General features: G+C 71.3%; 15 protein-coding genes. 5 read left to right on the forward strand and 10 right to left on the reverse strand.

Annotated elements, in window-relative coordinates:
* The first annotated feature begins 18 nt into the window (after positions 1–18).
* Complete coding sequence (locus RWH44_RS02730) at positions 19–1,044, forward strand: GTP-binding protein (RefSeq protein ID WP_316003386.1); 1,026 nt, start codon at positions 19–21, stop codon at positions 1,042–1,044.
* Positions 1,045–1,184: 140 nt separating this feature from the next.
* A complete protein-coding gene (locus RWH44_RS02735) occupies positions 1,185–1,394 on the forward strand; it encodes a hypothetical protein (protein WP_298871406.1) in 210 nt (69 codons plus the stop codon).
* Positions 1,395–1,490: 96 nt separating this feature from the next.
* On the opposite strand, the gene RWH44_RS02740 is transcribed toward RWH44_RS02735, so the two are convergent.
* Positions 1,491–2,420, reverse strand: coding sequence for an NAD(P)/FAD-dependent oxidoreductase (locus tag RWH44_RS02740; protein ID WP_316003387.1), 930 nt, complete (start codon positions 2,418–2,420; stop codon positions 1,491–1,493).
* A gap of 161 nt (positions 2,421–2,581) precedes the next feature.
* Positions 2,582–3,574 (reverse strand): glycerophosphodiester phosphodiesterase family protein, encoded by a 993-nt coding sequence (locus RWH44_RS02745; protein WP_316003388.1) that lies wholly within the window; start codon positions 3,572–3,574, stop codon positions 2,582–2,584.
* 142 nt (positions 3,575–3,716) lie between these two features.
* Here RWH44_RS02745 and RWH44_RS02750 point away from each other — a divergent pair, with 142 nt between their 5' ends.
* Together RWH44_RS02750 and ligD are read left to right on the forward strand one after the other, a co-directional pair.
* Entirely contained in the window at positions 3,717–4,589 is an 873-nt protein-coding gene (locus RWH44_RS02750; RefSeq protein ID WP_316003389.1) for a Bax inhibitor-1/YccA family protein, read from the forward strand.
* Positions 4,590–4,880: 291 nt separating this feature from the next.
* A complete protein-coding gene (ligD, locus tag RWH44_RS02755) occupies positions 4,881–6,110 on the forward strand; it encodes a non-homologous end-joining DNA ligase (RefSeq protein WP_316003390.1) in 1,230 nt (409 codons plus the stop codon).
* Here ligD and RWH44_RS02760 read toward each other — a convergent pair.
* Positions 6,077–6,634 carry a TetR/AcrR family transcriptional regulator gene (locus tag RWH44_RS02760; RefSeq protein ID WP_316003391.1) on the reverse strand — a complete coding sequence of 186 codons (558 nt, stop codon included), beginning with the start codon at positions 6,632–6,634 and terminating at the stop codon, positions 6,077–6,079. The genes ligD and RWH44_RS02760 overlap by 34 nt on opposite strands.
* Before the next feature lie 70 nt (positions 6,635–6,704).
* Here RWH44_RS02760 and RWH44_RS02765 point away from each other — a divergent pair, with 70 nt between their 5' ends.
* Positions 6,705–7,418 carry an MBL fold metallo-hydrolase gene (locus RWH44_RS02765; protein ID WP_316003392.1) on the forward strand — a complete coding sequence of 238 codons (714 nt, stop codon included), beginning with the start codon at positions 6,705–6,707 and terminating at the stop codon, positions 7,416–7,418.
* Positions 7,419–7,420: 2 nt separating this feature from the next.
* Here RWH44_RS02765 and RWH44_RS02770 read toward each other — a convergent pair whose 3' ends face one another.
* The 7 genes from RWH44_RS02770 to guaB form a co-directional block, all read right to left on the reverse strand.
* The gene (locus RWH44_RS02770) at positions 7,421–8,788 is read right to left on the reverse strand and encodes a glycosyltransferase (protein WP_316003393.1); all 1,368 of its coding nucleotides are present in this window, start codon (positions 8,786–8,788) and stop codon (positions 7,421–7,423) included.
* 336 nt (positions 8,789–9,124) lie between these two features.
* Positions 9,125–10,705: a glutamine-hydrolyzing GMP synthase gene (gene guaA / locus RWH44_RS02775; protein WP_316003394.1), complete on the reverse strand. Its 1,581-nt coding sequence runs from the start codon at positions 10,703–10,705 to the stop codon at positions 9,125–9,127.
* The gene (locus RWH44_RS02780) at positions 10,702–11,223 is read right to left on the reverse strand and encodes a DUF3817 domain-containing protein (protein ID WP_316003395.1); all 522 of its coding nucleotides are present in this window, start codon (positions 11,221–11,223) and stop codon (positions 10,702–10,704) included. The genes guaA and RWH44_RS02780 overlap by 4 nt, the downstream gene beginning before the upstream one ends.
* A 10-nt stretch (positions 11,224–11,233) precedes the next feature.
* Positions 11,234–12,118 carry an SURF1 family protein gene (locus RWH44_RS02785; RefSeq protein WP_316003396.1) on the reverse strand — a complete coding sequence of 295 codons (885 nt, stop codon included), beginning with the start codon at positions 12,116–12,118 and terminating at the stop codon, positions 11,234–11,236.
* A gap of 13 nt (positions 12,119–12,131) precedes the next feature.
* Positions 12,132–13,247, reverse strand: coding sequence for a GuaB3 family IMP dehydrogenase-related protein (locus RWH44_RS02790; RefSeq protein ID WP_136587223.1), 1,116 nt, complete (start codon positions 13,245–13,247; stop codon positions 12,132–12,134).
* 15 nt (positions 13,248–13,262) lie between these two features.
* Positions 13,263–13,949, reverse strand: coding sequence for a TMEM175 family protein (locus tag RWH44_RS02795; protein WP_316003397.1), 687 nt, complete (start codon positions 13,947–13,949; stop codon positions 13,263–13,265).
* Positions 13,950–14,026: 77 nt separating this feature from the next.
* Positions 14,027–15,529, reverse strand: a complete 1,503-nt coding sequence (gene guaB / locus RWH44_RS02800; RefSeq protein ID WP_316003398.1) for an IMP dehydrogenase — start codon at positions 15,527–15,529, stop codon at positions 14,027–14,029.
* Positions 15,530–15,534: the final 5 nt, after the last annotated feature.

The raw sequence follows: 15,534 nt of genomic DNA on the forward strand, positions 1-15,534 counted from the left end.
AGCAGGCTAGAGTGTCCCGTGAGCCGAGACAACCGAGAGGTGGATGCCATGCCCCGCACGATCGCCATCATGGGCGTGTGCGCCCCGGAACGTCGCGCCTACGCCGAGCGCACCGCGGTCGCCCTGGAGCGTCCCCTCCACCTGCTGCGCTTCGCCGACCTGCGCTCCGCCCACGCCCTGCCGGCACCGCGGCCCCGCGCCTCGGACGAGCATCCGGTCGTCGATCTCGGCACCGACGTCGACCTGATCCACGCGATCGTCGCGCGCGGTGGCGCCGATGTCGAAGCGGTGTGCCTCGTCGACGCCCGCCACATGATCGGCGACCTCCTCGACGAAGCCGCGCTGGTGGCATCCGCGAAGCCCGGCGACACCCGCGGCGACGTGGGAGCGCGCGCCCGGCAGGCCGCGCTGGCCCTGGAGCTGGCGACGCGGATCGTCTGGATCAACTGGGAGCAGGTCCCCACGCCCGCCCTCGCGGTGCAGATGGCCCTGGCCTCGCACCTGAATCCGAGCGCCGTCGTGCGCTTGTCCCGCGATCCGCTGAGCGACCTCCGCTCGCCGGCCACCCACGAGGGCGAGCTGCTCGAGCGCGCCGGCTGGGTGCGCGCCCTCAACGGCGCGCACGACCCGTACATGCGCGACAACCGCGTCGCCACGCTCGCGTACGAGCAGGTGCGCCCCTTCCACCCGGAGCGGCTCTCGGCGGCGCTCGACCGGCTCGACGAGGGGGCCGCCGGTCGTCTCGTCCGCTCGGCGGGGTTCTGCCGCCTCGCGTCGCGTCCGGGCATCCTGGCGCGGTGGGAACACGTCGGCTCGGCCATGTGGATCGAACCGCTCGGCACCGACGACGGCCGCATGGGCCTCGGCCAGGAGATCGTCTTCACGGGCCTCGACATGTCGGCGCCGCGCCTGGCACACGTGCTCGATCAGGCCGCGCTCACCGACGACGAACTGGCTGCGGGCCCCTCGGCCTGGGCGACGTTCGACGACCCCCTCCCCGCCTGGCCGGCCGCGCAACCGTCGATCCCGGATGCCGGTGAGTAGAGCGACAGCCCCGCTCCCCCGGGGCGGCGCGCTCGGGCGCATCGGCTCCGGGGCCGATCGTCATCGTCACCCCACGTCGCCCGCAGAGCGTCGTGTCAAGCCGGTACGCCGTCGCGACGCCGAGGAGCACCGTGGAGCACATGAGCACTCCTGACATCCCCACCCGTCACTCCGACGACGCCCACGCCGACTCCGCGGCCCCCACGGATGCCGTCACCGACGAGGTCCGCGAAGACGCCGCCGAGGCCGAAGAGCACGTTCACCTCGACGACCGCACCGGTGACGCCGTCGAGGGCGACTCCGCCCCCGCCGACGACCCCGGCTTCCCCGCCGCCGAGGGCCACGCCTGACGCGTTCCCTCCGAAGACGACCTTCGAGGCGCGGTGACGACGTCGCCGCGCCTTGCGGCGTCCCCCATGCCGAGAAGACCGCGCCGGGCCGCGACCTCAGGATGCCGCGAGCGCCCGCCCGAGGGCATCGCCCGAGGTCCATGCGGTGCGCACCGCTGCGCTCTCGCCCCACGCGTCACCGCAGGCCGACAGCCCGGGCGAACGGAAGAACGGGCGCCCCGTCGCCTCGGCCGGGCGGGCGAAGGTCCACCGGTGGGCGCGCGTGGCGACGGGGTCGTCGTCGATCCGCAACAGGCGTTTGGTCGCGGCCACCACGGGAGCGATCGCCGCATCGGGGTCGTCGAGGTGCCGGCGCGCGCGAGCCGCCGTCGTGTGCACCACGAGCACGGGCGCACCGTCGCCGCGACGGTCGCCGTCGTCGGCGAGGAACGACACGTCGGCGTCGTCGGCGGCGAACGCGCCGTGCAGGTCGGCATCCCACCGCCGTTCGTCCCAGCGCAGCACCACGGCGATCACGGGCTCCCACTCCTGCTCCCCGCCGGGTGCCTCCCCGGTCAGGCGCGCGGCCTGCGGCGCGGGCATCGCCAGCACCACCTCGCCGGCCTCGTCCCCATCGACGCGGAAGGGTCCGACGCTCTCGACGACGCGTTCCGTCTCGACGTCGAGTCCCTCGGCGAGATCGAGCGCGAGCGAGCGCAGTCCGAGCGGAGCGGCCCACCGCATGGGCCCGGGCTTGGGGGTCTGCGAGCCGTCGGGCTGGATCACCTGGAACGTGTCGGTCCAGGGGCGCGCCAGCTCCCGCTCCTCCCAGTCGGCCACGACGTGGGCGAAGCCCTCCGCCTCGCCGACGACGAAGTACGAGGCACCGAGGTCGACCGCACGACCGTCGATCGTGCGGCTCGAGAGGCGCCCGCCCACGCGTCGACCGCGATCGAGCACGCGCACCGACCGCCCGGCATCCTGCACCGCCCGCGCGCACGCGAGCCCCGAGATGCCGCCGCCGACCACCGTCACGTCTACCGTCATGACGTCATCCTCGCGCGACGCAGCCGACCGGTCGGCGGGGTTGCGCGCCGCACGTCCCGGCCTTCGGGCGACGCCGGCGAGCAGAACTCCGGAGGAACGGAACCCGGCCGCGGTCCCACCCGCGTCACGACGTGGCGGCCTCGTCGGACCACGCCCGGAGATCAGGTGTTCTGCACGGTGCCGAAGAACTCCACGCCCAGGTCGGGATGGTCGACGAACACGCCATCGAGACCCGCGTCGCGCAGCACGGTCCACTCCCCGCGGTAGTCGCCGAAGGCGGCCTTCCCGCCCCCGCGGCGATACGCGGGGAGGAGGAACGCGTTCTCGGGGCGGCAGGTCCACGTGAATACCCTTAGCCCGCGCTCCTGCGCCTCGCCGACCAGACGGGCCGGACCCGTGGCCCTCCCCCACCGGTCGGGCGCGAGCACGAGCCTCTTGTCGGGGCTGATCCCCTCGACGGCCTCGGCGAGCGCGTCCAGCCCCGACCCCGTCAGCATCGAGGCGTAGGTCGCGGCGTCGGAACCGTCGCGTTCGCGCAGGTCCCACGGGGCCCCGTCCGACTCGATCAGCTGCACGAGCGGAACCCGGATGCCGCGCTCCCGCAGCCGCGCCAGCACGAGGGGCTCGAACGACTCGATGACCAGCGCGTCACCGGCATCCGCCCATCCACTCTCGCGCAGCTCGCTCGCGACGAGCTCGGCCATGTCGAACCCGAGGCGGGAGAAGGCCGCGGCGTGTTTGACCTCGAGGACGACCCCGACGCCACCCTCCCGCGCGAGGTCGAGGACCTCGCGCAGGCGCAGCACCGGATCACTGCCGTCGTGCGCGGCGCTCGTCGGTCGGATCGCGGGGATCCGTTCGCGGCAGCGCAGGGTCTGCAGCTCCGCCCACGTGAAGTCCTCGGTGAACCAGCCGGTCAGCCGCTCTCCGTCGACGACCTTCGACGTGCGGCGGACAGCGAATTCGCGGCGGGCCGCGACGTCGGTGGTCCCGGAGATCTCGTTCTCGTGCCGCACCACGAGCACGCCGTCCCTCGAGGGAACCACGTCGGGTTCGACGGCATCCACCCCCGCCGCGATCGCCCGCAGGTAGGAGGAGCGGGAATGCTCCGGGAGGTATCCGGGGGCACCGCGATGACCGATCACGACAGGCACCCCGTCACGGTAGCGAGGGCGGGTGAACAAGGGGTCCGCTCAAAGCAGAATCCCAGTCACCACAAGGATTCTCGCGGCCCCCTCGGCTAGTGTTGTCTGACAGCACGGTGCTGTGATCACCATCTTTGGAGTGTGAGTTCCCGTGGCCCTCAATAACCCGGCATTCAACAACCCGGCGTTCCAGGACCCTCGAGCCGGTGGCGCTCAGACGCGCTACAGCCCGCCCCCGGCCGTCGACCCCGCCGCCGCCGCCTCGATCGAAGGCGCCTACGCCGCTCCGTCGGCGAGCGCCGTCGACACCGGCCGCATGACGGTCGAAGACACCGTCATGAAGACCCTGGCGCTCTTCGGCATCCTCGTCGTGACCGCCGTCGTCGGCTGGATCTGGTCGATGGCCGGCGTCAGCGCCGCCAACCCGAACCCGAGCGCCGCTCCGATGATCGTCGGTGGCCTCGTCGGTTTCGTGCTGGCCATGGTCGCGACGTTCAAGAAGAAGCCCTCCGTCCCCGTCTTCGTCGCCTACGCGGCGTTCGAGGGCCTGTTCGTCGGCGGAATCTCGGCGTTCTTCGAGTTCATCTTCCCGGGCATCGTCCTGCAGGCGACGCTCGGCACCCTCTCGGTCGTCGGTGTGACCCTCGCCCTCTTCGCGAGCGGCAAGATCCGCGCGTCGGCCCGTGCCACCAAGATCTTCATGATCGCGATGGTCGGCTACCTCGTGTTCAGCCTGGTCAACCTCGGCCTCATGCTGTTCAACGTCCCGATCGCCGGCGGTGCGTTCGGCCTTCGCAGCAGCATCGAGATCTTCGGCATCCCGCTCGGCGTCATCATCGGCGTGTTCGTGGTGATCATGGCCGCGTACTCGCTGGTGCTCGACTTCGACCAGATCCAGCGCGGCGTCCGCAACGGCGCCGCCCGGGTCTACGGCTGGGTCGGCGCCTTCGGCATCATGGTCACCGTCGTGTGGCTCTACGTCGAGATCCTGCGCCTCATCGCGATCGTGCGCGGCAACAACTGACGCACTGATTGCTCCGGAGGGCCGTCCCGTTTCGGGGCGGCCCTTCGTCGTTCCCGGCTCGGCATCCACGGTTCCGCCGGCTCCGGCCTCCCGGCCTCCCGAACGAGTGTCCACAACACCCGGACGTTGCGCGAACTCATCCGGGTGTCGTGGACACTCGCGTCGCGACCCCGCGGCATCCGGTCGCCCCTCCCCCGGCGAGTGTTCACCGCCACCGCACCGCCCGTGCTCACGCGGGACACCCGTCGCAAGGGGTCTGGCTCCCGGATGCCGCGGGGCTAGCCTCGCGGCATGAGCCCCGCCAAGACCCCGGCCGAGATCCTCGACGTCGACGGACACGAGGTGCGCGTCACCAGCCCGGACCGCGTCGTGTTTCCCGAGCCCGGTCTGACGAAACTCGACCTCGTGCGGTACTACCTCTCTGTCGCCGAGGGGGCGCTGCGGGGAGCGGGCGGACGACCCATGGTTCTGAAGCGCTTCTCGAAGGGCCTCGATCAGGAGCCGTTCTTCCAGAAGCGCGTCCCGGAGAAGCATCCCGCGTTCATCGACACCGCGACGCTCCGCTACGCCTCCGGCACCTCGGCGGAGGAGACCGTCATCCGGGATGCCGCGGGCCTGGCGTGGGTCGTCAACCTCGGCTGTCTCGACCTCAATCCGCACCCGATCCGCGCGGAGGACCTCGACCACCCCGACGAGCTCCGCGTCGACCTCGACCCCATGCCGGGAGTCGACTGGACGCAGATCGTCGACGTCGCGTTCATCGCGCGCGAGGTGCTGCACGATCACGGTCTCGTGGGCTGGCCGAAGACCTCGGGCTCGCGCGGACTGCACATCCTCGTGCGCATCCGCCCCGAGTGGGAGTACGCCGACGTCCGCCTGGCGGCCGAGACCCTCGCGCGCGAGGTCGAGAACCGCGCACCGGGGCTGGCGACCGCCCGCTGGTGGAAGGAGGAGCGCGGCGAGAGCGTCTTCGTCGACTTCAACCAGAACGCCAAGGACCGCACCGTCGCCTCGGCGTACTCGATCCGTCCCCTGCCCGACGCCCGGGTCTCCGCGCCCCTCACGTGGGACGAGGTCCGGAGCCGACGCCCCGAGGAGTTCACCGTCCTGACCGTGCCCGAACGCTTCGCCGCCATCAGCGACCCGCACGCCGGAATCGACGACGCGGCCGGCTCCCTCGACGCCCTCCTGGCTCTGGCGAAGGCGCTCGGACCCGCCGAGAAGCCTCCCCGCGGCTCCGACGGCTCGGGCCGCCGGGCATCGACGATGCCGCTCATCGAGGTCGCGCGCACCAAGACCAAGCCCGAGGCGCTCGACGCCCTCGAGACCTGGAAGGCACGGCATCCCGAGGCCGGCGCCGCTCTGCACCCGGCGGACGTGCTGGTCGACGGGATGCGCGGCTCGAGTTCGCTCTGGTACCGCGTGCGCGTGAACCTGCAGCACGTCCCGGATGCCGAGCGCCCGGCGCAGGAGCAGCTGATCGCCGACTACGACCCCTGGGCCGGCCGCTCGGGCTCCTGAGCCCTCTCCAGGGAACCCACCAGGTGGGCCATGCCGTAGCGGTAGGCCTCGTCGAGATCGCCGCCGAGGCGGAAGGCTCCGGCGAGCTCCATCGTGACGAACCCCGTCGCCCAGGCCGTCAGCAGCCGAGCGGCGTCGAGTGCGTGCTCCGGGCCCACCGCGGCCTCGGTGGCGCGCAGCACCGGCGCGCTGGTCGCGGCGAGCCGATCGGCATCCACGATGCTCGCGAACAGCAGCCGGAACGCCTCGGGCCGCTCGCGTCCGAAGCGACGGAAGGCGAGGAGCGCCTCGTCGAGCCGACCGGATGCCGCCTCCAGGCGGTCCGTGAGATCGATGGCGGCGGCCTCCCCGACGAGCCCCAGCAGGGCCTCGCGATCGCGCAGGCGCTTGTACAGCGATGGGGCGCGCACGCCGACCGCGGTCGCGACGGCCTGCATCGTGACCGCCGCGGGACCCCCCTGTTCGAGCAGACGGGTCGCCGCGTCGACGATCTGCTCGATCGACGTTCTCTCCGGTGTCGGCACGACCCCTCCTCATGGCTACGCAAATAAGCTATCATGGCTAACACTCGTAGCCATCGTCAGGAGAAGGCCCATGGAACTCAGCCCCGCACTGCACCGCATCGGCAACGACATCGTCGCCGCGTACCTCATCGTCGCGCCCGAGGGCCTCACGCTCATCGACGCCGGCCTCCCCGGCATGTACGCCGACCTCGAGCGCGAACTGGATGCCATCGGCCGCCCGATCCACGACATCAAAGGCGTCGTGCTCACCCACGGCGACAGCGACCACGTCGGCTTCGCGGAGCGCCTGCGCCGAGACCACGGCATCCCCGTCTTCGTCCACGCGGCCGACGCCGACCGCGCACAGGGCGGAGACAAGCCGAAGACCGCGGTGGGGCCGATGCGACTCGGACCACTGCTGCGCTTCGCCGCGTTCGGCATCCGCAAGGGAATGCGGCCGCAGTGGCTGACCGAGGTGGTCCGCCTTAACGAGGACACGACGCTCGACCTGCCCGGAGCGCCGCGCGTCGTGGCGATGCCGGGGCACTCGCCGGGGAGCATCGCGCTCTTCTCCCCCGCGGTCCGCGCCGTGTTCGTCGGCGATGCCCTGACGACCCGACACGTGCTCACCGGCCGCACCGGACCCGGCCCCGCCCCCTTCACGGACGACCCCGCCGAGGCACTCGCCTCGCTCGCGCGCATCGCCGACTTGGATGCCGACTGGGTCCTCCCCGGCCATGGACCGGCGTTCCGCGGCTCCCCCGCAGCCGCCGTGAGCGCCGTCCGCGGAGCCGCGCGCGCCTGACCTCAGCGGCGGCGCGGGCGCGAGAGCACCTCGCCGCACGCGGCGGCCAGCGTCTGCATCGCCCGCGCGGGACTGAGGGTCGCCGCCGCGCTCACCGCTTCCGTCGACAGTCGCTCGCGCGTCTCGGCATCCGTCAGCACCCGGACGAGGGCGGTGACGAGAGCGTCCTCATCGTCGTCGGGAACCAGGATGCCGCCACCCGCGGCCAGCATGTCGCGCGGACCGTACCGGATGTCGTAGGCCACCACGGGGGTCCCGTGCGCGAGCGCTTCGGCGAGGGCGAGGCCCTGCCCCTCGAACGCCGAGGTCGTGAGGTAGACCGCCGCGTGGTCGAGCACGGCCCCGGGATCGTTCGTGAGGCCCGGGAGCGAGACGGCGTGCGTCAGCTCCCGCTCGGCGATGAGGGCCTCGAGTTCGCTCCGTTGCGCCCCGGCCCCCCAGAGCTCGAGGCGCGCCGTCGGCACCTGCGAAACCACGCGCGCGAACGCGCGGACGGCCGCGGGAAGACGTTTGCCCGGAGCCAGCCGCCCCAGCACCACGACCAGGTCCGGGTCGCGCTGCGTCACGGGCACGGCCGCCGCCGGGGCGCGGACGGCGTGCGGGGCGACGAGGTCGTGCGCTGCGGTGCCGAAGCGTTCGCGCACGTCGTCGCGCTGCTGCGCGGTCGGCCACAGCACTGCGTCGAAGCGCGGGGCGATCTCGAACCAGCGCGTCCAGAGCGCGTTCAGGGCGGAGTCGGGGCGGTAGGGGGCCTCGAGATGGATCGTGTGAACCGTGTGCACGATCCGCACGTCGTCGTCGCCCCACCCGACGACGAGTTCCCCGAGCTGACGCGACTCGCAGATGATCACGACGGGACGCGGAGTCTTTGCGCGCAGCTGCGCCGCGAGGTGCGTGAGCCACGCACGGTAGAGGGCTCCGAACCCGTCGATCACCCCGACGGGATCGCCCGCGGCATCCCGGATCACGATCGGCGCCGTGCTCAGGTGCCAGTCGGGGTCGATCACGTTCGGCAGCGAAACCGCGCCGCCGGCGACGTCGCGGTACTCGAGCGCCGGGTCGGCCTCCCCCTCGTGCGCCGCCTCGCGCAGCCACCCCGCCGCTCCCCCGTCGGGCGCGCCGGCCTCGTCGAAGAGGTTGCGGAAGATCCCGGATGCCGACGCGGCGCCCCGCTCGACGAACGTCCGGCGGTGCGCGGCGTGGGCGTCGGCGGTTCCGGGGTCGACGGTCAGCAGCAGCGGTGGCGCTCCGGCATCCGCCATCTGACGCGCGCGGGCGAGGGTGGAGATCGTGTACCCCCCGTCGAGGTCGGGGATGAGCCTGCTCGACAGGATGAGGTACCAGGCGTCGGGGAACTCGGCGTCACTCACGCCCCCATCCTCCCCCACCAGCGACGGCACTCCCGCTGCGCGCACTGCTTGCGCGCGCACGTCCCGGGTTTGGGGCGCGATCCGTCGTTCTGGGCGCGAAGATGACGCCCCAGGGCGAGAACGACGCCCCAATCCACGTCAGCCGAGTCGATCGGGGTAGGGGCCCGCGCCCGTACCTCCCGGCCCGACCGGCGGAGCGTGCACGCCGCAGCGAACGAGAGGCGAAGTGACACGCCCTCCTGAGTCGATCGGGGTGGGGGCCCCGCTCTCGACTCAGGAGGGCGTGTCACGTAGCCGGGAGTCAGCAGCGACGTTCGTCGCGACCGACAGCCCGGCTCACTCCCATTCGATCGTCCCCGGCGGCTTCGACGTCACGTCGAGCACGACGCGGTTCACGTCGCGCACCTCGTTGGTGATGCGGTTGGAGATCTTCGACAGCACGTCGTAGGGCAGGCGCGTCCAGTCCGCGGTCATGGCGTCCTCCGACGACACCGGCCGCAGCACGATGGGGTGGCCGTAGGTGCGGCCGTCGCCCTGCACGCCCACCGAGCGCACGTCGGCGAGCAGCACGACGGGGCACTGCCAGATCTCGTCGTCGAGACCGGCCTTGGTCAGCTCGGCGCGCGCGATGGCGTCGGCCTCACGCAGGATCTCGAGACGGTCAGCGGTGACCTCGCCCACGATGCGGATGCCAAGACCGGGCCCCGGAAAGGGCTGACGGCCGACGATCGCTTCGGGCAGGCCGAGCTCGCGGCCGATCGCGCGCACCTCGTCTTTGAAGAGGGTGCGCAGCGGCTCGACGAGCTCGAACTGCAGGTCTTCGGGGAGGCCGCCGACGTTGTGGTGGCTCTTGATGTTCGCCGTGCCGGCGCCCCCACCCGATTCGACGACGTCGGGGTAGAGCGTGCCCTGCACGAGGAACCGCACCTGCTCGCCCTCGGCCTTGGCCTCGGCGACGAGGTCGGACTGCACCTTCTCGAACGCGCGGATAAATTCGCGGCCGATGATCTTGCGCTTCTGCTCGGGGTCGCTGACACCGGCGAGGGCGTTCAGGAACGTCTCGCGCGCGTCGACGGTGATGAGCTTCACGCCGGTGGAGGCGACGTAGTCGTTCTCGACCTGCTCGCGCTCGCCCTTGCGGAGCAGTCCGTGGTCGACGAACACGGCGATGAGCTGGTCGCCGACGGCTTCGTGCACGAGCGCGGTCGACACGGCGGAGTCGACGCCGCCCGAGAGGGCCGAGATCACGCGGCCGGTGCCGACCTGCTCGCGGATGCGCGCGACCTGCTCGGCGATGACGTTGCCGCTGTTCCAGTCGGCGGGTAGGCCAGCGGCCTTGTGCAGGAAGTTCTCGAGCACGTTCTGGCCGTGGTCGGAGTGCTTGACCTCGGGATGCCACTGCACGCCGTACATGCGGCGGGTGTCGTTCGCGAAGGCGGCGACGGGCGTGTGAGCGGTGCGCGCGAGCACCTCGAAGCCCTCGGGAGCGCGCGAGACCTGGTCGCCGTGGCTCATCCAGACGTTCTGCTCGGCGGGCTGGCCCTGCAGCAGCATCCCTTCGGTGACCACGGTGGCGTCGGTCGCGCCGTACTCGCGCAGACCCGTGTTCGCCACCTCACCGCCGAGCGCCTTCGCCATGACCTGGAAGCCGTAGCAGATGCCGAGCGTGGGCACGTCGAGGTCGAACACGTCGAGGTCGAGGCTCGGAGCCCCGTCTTCGTACACCGACGACGGACCGCCCGACAGGATGATGCCGACGGGGTTCTTGGCCGCGATCTCCTGCGCCGAGGCGGTGTGCGGCACGATCTCGCTGTAGACGCCGGCCTCGCGGACGCGGCGGGCGATCAGCTGCGCGTACTGGGCGCCGAAGTCGACGACGAGGACGGGACGCTGGGACGTTTCGGTCTGTTCGGTCACCGGGTGCCCTCCGGGGCGGAGACGGGAGCGGAGGCCGGGTCGGCCTCGCGCTCGGCGAGGTAGGCGCGCACGCCGCGGGCGGTGCGCACCTCGAGGATGAAGGAGAGGAACGGCACCACGCCACCGAGGGCGAGGAAGACGAACCGACGGAACGGCCACCGCATCAGGCTCCACACGCGGAAGCACGAGAAGAGGTAGACGACGTAGAACCAGCCGTGCGCGACGAGGATCGCGAGCGACACGTTCACGCCGTCGCCCGTGGAGAGGATCTCGCAGCCGCTGCCGCCGGGCACGAACAGCGAGAACCACTGGCAGTCGGGGCCGGGGACGGCATCCGCGAACCACAGGAAGCCACCGGATCCGCCGAGGAACAGCTCCACGTGAATGGGCGTGTACTTCAGGATCATCTCGGCGACCAGCAGCAGCAGGCCGACACCGGTGATGATCGAGCAGATCTGGTAGAACTTCAGGGCTCCGCGGATCGCCGGGAACGAGGCGAGCTTCGGGGCGCGGGGCATGGATGCCAGTCTAGTCGCGGGATTCCGCGGGTTCTGCCGCGAGCGGCCGGGGCTGTTCGCCCTCGAACTGTTCGTCCTCAAGATCTTCCACTTCCTTCTCCCACGCGTCACGCGCGAGGCGGTACCAGAGGTACAGCGCGAAGCCGGCGAAGACCGCCCACTCGGCGGCGTAGAAGATGTTCAGCCAGTTGACGCGGGAGCGCTCGTCGGGTGCCGGCGACGAGATGGCGTCGAGCGGGCCGATCGCCGTCTGCGACGCGATGTACTGCCGGTAGACGTCCAGCCCGGTCGTGTCGTGCCAGCGCCCGAGCAGCATGGCCGGTGACATCTTCACCAGCGTCTGCGGGTCGGCACCGGCGGGCGGGACCGACGGACCCTCGTCGGAGATCAGGCGTCCGGTCACCTCGACCACCGCGCTCGGGTCGGCCTCGACCTCGGCCTGCAGCTGCGCGGCGGCGGCATCCGCCTGGGCGGGATCGCTCGTCCACCCGGTCGCCACGGCGATCGAGGTCGGCTCGGCCGCACCGGCGACCCGCAGCTGGCCCGTCACCCAATAGCCTTCGACGTCGTCGTTGAAGCGCGACGACACGACGATGAAGTCGGATGCCACCCACGTGCCGCTCACCTCGACCCGCTGTCCCACGAGCGGCTCGGGCAGGTAGTCGCCCGGCTGCACGACGTCGTCGAGCGGACGCACCACCTCGGTCTGCCCCGGCTCGGGCGGAGACGTGTCGACGGCGCGACCGAGCTGCCACTGCCCGAGCCACGCGAGGGCTCCGGCGACCACGAGGGAGAACGCCAGCAGCGCGATCCACCGCGGCCGCAGCATGACCTCCCGCAGCGTGGGCGGGAAGACCTGGGGCGGCGCGGGGGCGGTCGCGGGGGTGGACGTCATGCGTGCTCCGGCGTCAGTGGCCGTAGGGGGCGACGACGACCTCGACGCGCTGGAACTCCTTGAGGTCGGAGTACCCGGTGGTGGCCATCGACTTCTTCAGCGCGCCGATGAGGTTCGCGGTGCCGTCGGCGACGGGCGCGGGGCCGTACAGGATCTGCTCGAGCGGGCCGACGCGATCCACCGCGACCCGGCGACCGCGCGGCAGCTTGGCGTGGTGCGCCTCGGGGCCCCAGTGGAACCCGCGGCCGGGAGCGTCGGTCGCTCGCGCGAGCGCGACACCGAGCATGACGGCATCCGCACCCATGGCGAGGGCCTTCACGATGTCGCCCGAGGTACCCACGCCGCCGTCGGCGATCACGTGGACGTAGCGTCCGCCCGACTCGTCGAGGTAGTCGCGACGAGCGCCGGCGACGTCGGCGACGGCGGTGGCCATCGGCGCGTGCAGGCCGAGCGTCGCACGCGTGGTGGACGCCGCTCCCCCGCCGAATCCGACGAGCACGCCGGCGGCTCCCGTGCGCATGAGGTGGAGGGCTGCGGTGTAGGTGGCAGCGCCGCCGACGATCACGGGCACGTCGAGGTCGTAGATGAACTTCTTGAGGTTGAGCGGCTCGGCGACGCTCGAGACGTGCTCCGCCGACACGGTCGTACCGCGGATCACGAAGAGATCGACACCCGCGGCGACGACGGTCTCGTAGAGGTCGTGCGTGCGCTGCGGGGTGAGCGCACCGGCGACGGTGACGCCCGCGGCGCGCACCTCGGCGAGACGATCGCGCACGAGCTCGGGCTTGATCGGCTCGGAGTAGAGCTCCTGCATGCGGCGGGTCGCATCGGCCTCGGGGAGGGTCGCGATCTCGGCGAGCAGCGGCTCGGGGTCGTCGTATCGCGTCCACAGACCCTCGAGGTCGAGCACGCCGAGACCGCCGAGACGGCCCAGCTCGATCGCCGTACGCGGGCTGACCACGGAGTCCATGGGCGCGCCCAGCACCGGGATCTCGAACGGGAACGCGTCGATGGTCCACGCGGTCGAGACGTCTTCGGGGTTGCGCGTGCGCCGCGACGGCACGACGGCAATGTCGTCGAAGGTGTAGGCGCGGCGGGCGCGCTTGGCGCGGCCGAGGTCGATCTCCATGGTCACCCGACCAGCCTACCCGCGCCCTCCGACATCCCCGCCGGATCCTCCACCGTCGCGAGAAGCGACCGACGGCGGCGACGACGGCGAATCGGCACCGCGGAGCAGCCGCGTGAGCGGCCCGTCGAGGGCGAAGAGCAGGAAGCCGATGGAGCCGAGCCACGGACTGAGGAGCATCGCCGTCCCGCTGATCACGACCGCGCTGACACTCGCCCGCCCCAACCGACGGGCGTCGGCGGGCGACATGTCCACGATGGCGCCGGAGCGCACCGCCCAGACCCACTGCAGCCAGCCGAGCACGATGGCGAGGAAGAAGTTGACCGGGAGCAGCACCCTGCCGAGCAGGAAGTCGCTGTACGTAGTGTCGAGAGACGAGGTGAACGGCACCAGCACGATCAACAGCAGCCGGACGTTGTTGATCCACATGCCCGCATCGTCGATGCGCACGATCCATTCGAACTGGCGCACGTGCGTCATCCACATCACGCACAGGATGAGGAAGCTGATGACGAACGAGAAGAGGGGGTGCGTCAGCCCCAGGAGCCCCGCGACCAGATCGTCATCGGTGCGAACGGTGCCCAGCGACTGATCCGTCAGCCCCAGCACCAAGAGAGTCGCCGCGATGGCGAACACCCCGTCGGTGAACGCCTCGGCGCGCCGCGTCGACACGGATGCCTCGGGGTGACTCCTCCGCCTGATCATGCGCACAGCGTATCCGCGTGCTCGAGGACGACGAAGGGCCGGGCAGTCGCCTGCCCGGCCCTTCTCACATCGCTGCGTTACTTCTTGTAGTTCGGCGCCTCGACGACGATCTGCACGTCGTGGGGGTGCGATTCCTTCAGGCCCGCCGAGGTGATGCGCACGAACTTGCCCTTGGCCTTGAGCTCCTCGACGGTGCGCGCACCGACGTAGAACATGGACTGCCGCAGGCCGCCGATGAGCTGGTACGCCACCGCGGAGACCGGGCCGCGGTAGGGCACCTGACCCTCGATCCCCTCGGGGATGAGCTTGTCGTCGCTGGGGACGTCGGCCTGGAAGTAGCGGTCCTTCGAGTACGACGTCTTCTTGCCGCGGGTCTGCAGGGCACCGAGCGAGCCCATGCCGCGGTACTGCTTGAACTGCTTGCCGCCCTGGAAGACGATCTCGCCGGGCGACTCGTCGGTCCCGGCCAGGAGCGAGCCGAGCATGACGGTGTCGGCACCGGCGACGAGCGCCTTGGCGATGTCGCCCGAGTACTGCAGACCGCCGTCGGCGATCACGGGAACGCCCGCGGGGATCGCGGCCTTGGCGGCCTCGTAGATCGCCGTGACCTGGGGCACGCCGACACCGGCGACCACGCGGGTCGTGCAGATCGAGCCCGGTCCGACGCCCACCTTCACGGCATCCACTCCGGCGTCGATGAGGGCCTGAGCGCCCTCGCGGGTCGCGACGTTGCCGCCGATGACGTCGATGTGGTCGAACGAGGCGTCGGCCTTGAGACGCGAGACGATGTCGATGACGCCGGCGGACTGGCCGTTGGCCGTGTCGACGACGAGCACGTCGACGCCCGCGTCGCGCAGAGCCTCGGCGCGCTGCCACGCGTCACCGAAGAAGCCGATCGCCGCGCCGACGCGGAGGCGCCCGTGGTCGTCCTTGGTGGCGAGGGGGTACTTCTCGCTCTTGTCGAAGTCCTTGATGGTGATGAGGCCGGCGAGCTTGCCGTCCTCGTCGACGAGCGGCAGCTTCTCGACGCGGTGCTTCGCGAACGTCGCGATCACGTCGTTGGCGTGGATGCCGACGTGCCCGGTGATCAGACCCTCTTTGGTCATCACGTCTTTGACCTTGGTCGTCTGACGTTCGAAGCCTGAGACGAAGCGCATGTCGCGGTTGGTGATGATGCCGACGAGCACGCCGTCGGGGTCGACCACGGGAAGGCCCGAGATGCGGTACTGCGCGCACATCGCGTCGACCTCGGCCACCGTGGCATCCGGGTTGGTGGTGATGGGGTTGGAGACCATGCCCGACTCGCTGCGCTTGACCTGGTCGACGATGCCGGCCTGGTCCTCGATCGAGAGGTTGCGGTGCACGATGCCGATACCGCCCTGACGCGCGATCGCGATCGCCATGCGCGCCTCGGTCACGGTGTCCATCGCGCTCGAGAGCAGAGGAGTGGCCACCGTGATGCGGCGCGTGAGCCGCGACGACGTGTCGGCCTCGCTCGGGATGACGTCGGTGTGCCCCGGCAGGAGCAGGACATCGTCGTAGGTCAGTCCGATGAAACCGAAGGGGTCGTGCTGCTCCATGGATC

The organism is Microbacterium phycohabitans (assembly GCF_032464935.1).
In the GTDB taxonomy this organism is placed as follows: domain Bacteria; phylum Actinomycetota; class Actinomycetes; order Actinomycetales; family Microbacteriaceae; genus Microbacterium; species Microbacterium phycohabitans.

What these genes read in the sequence shown, in the direction of transcription:
- RWH44_RS02735 (WP_298871406.1), top strand. Translation starts at nt 1,185, where the DNA reads ATGAGCACTCCTGACATCCCCACCCGTCACTCCGACGACGCCCACGCC.
- RWH44_RS02740 (WP_316003387.1), bottom strand. Translation starts at nt 2,420, where the DNA reads ATGACGGTAGACGTGACGGTGGTCGGCGGCGGCATCTCGGGGCTCGCG.
- ligD (WP_316003390.1), top strand. Translation starts at nt 4,881, where the DNA reads ATGAGCCCCGCCAAGACCCCGGCCGAGATCCTCGACGTCGACGGACAC.
- RWH44_RS02765 (WP_316003392.1), top strand. Translation starts at nt 6,705, where the DNA reads ATGGAACTCAGCCCCGCACTGCACCGCATCGGCAACGACATCGTCGCC.
- RWH44_RS02780 (WP_316003395.1), bottom strand. Translation starts at nt 11,223, where the DNA reads ATGCCCCGCGCCCCGAAGCTCGCCTCGTTCCCGGCGATCCGCGGAGCC.
- RWH44_RS02785 (WP_316003396.1), bottom strand. Translation starts at nt 12,118, where the DNA reads ATGACGTCCACCCCCGCGACCGCCCCCGCGCCGCCCCAGGTCTTCCCG.
- RWH44_RS02790 (WP_136587223.1), bottom strand. Translation starts at nt 13,247, where the DNA reads ATGGAGATCGACCTCGGCCGCGCCAAGCGCGCCCGCCGCGCCTACACC.
- RWH44_RS02795 (WP_316003397.1), bottom strand. Translation starts at nt 13,949, where the DNA reads ATGATCAGGCGGAGGAGTCACCCCGAGGCATCCGTGTCGACGCGGCGC.
- guaB (WP_316003398.1), bottom strand. Translation starts at nt 15,529, where the DNA reads ATGGAGCAGCACGACCCCTTCGGTTTCATCGGACTGACCTACGACGAT.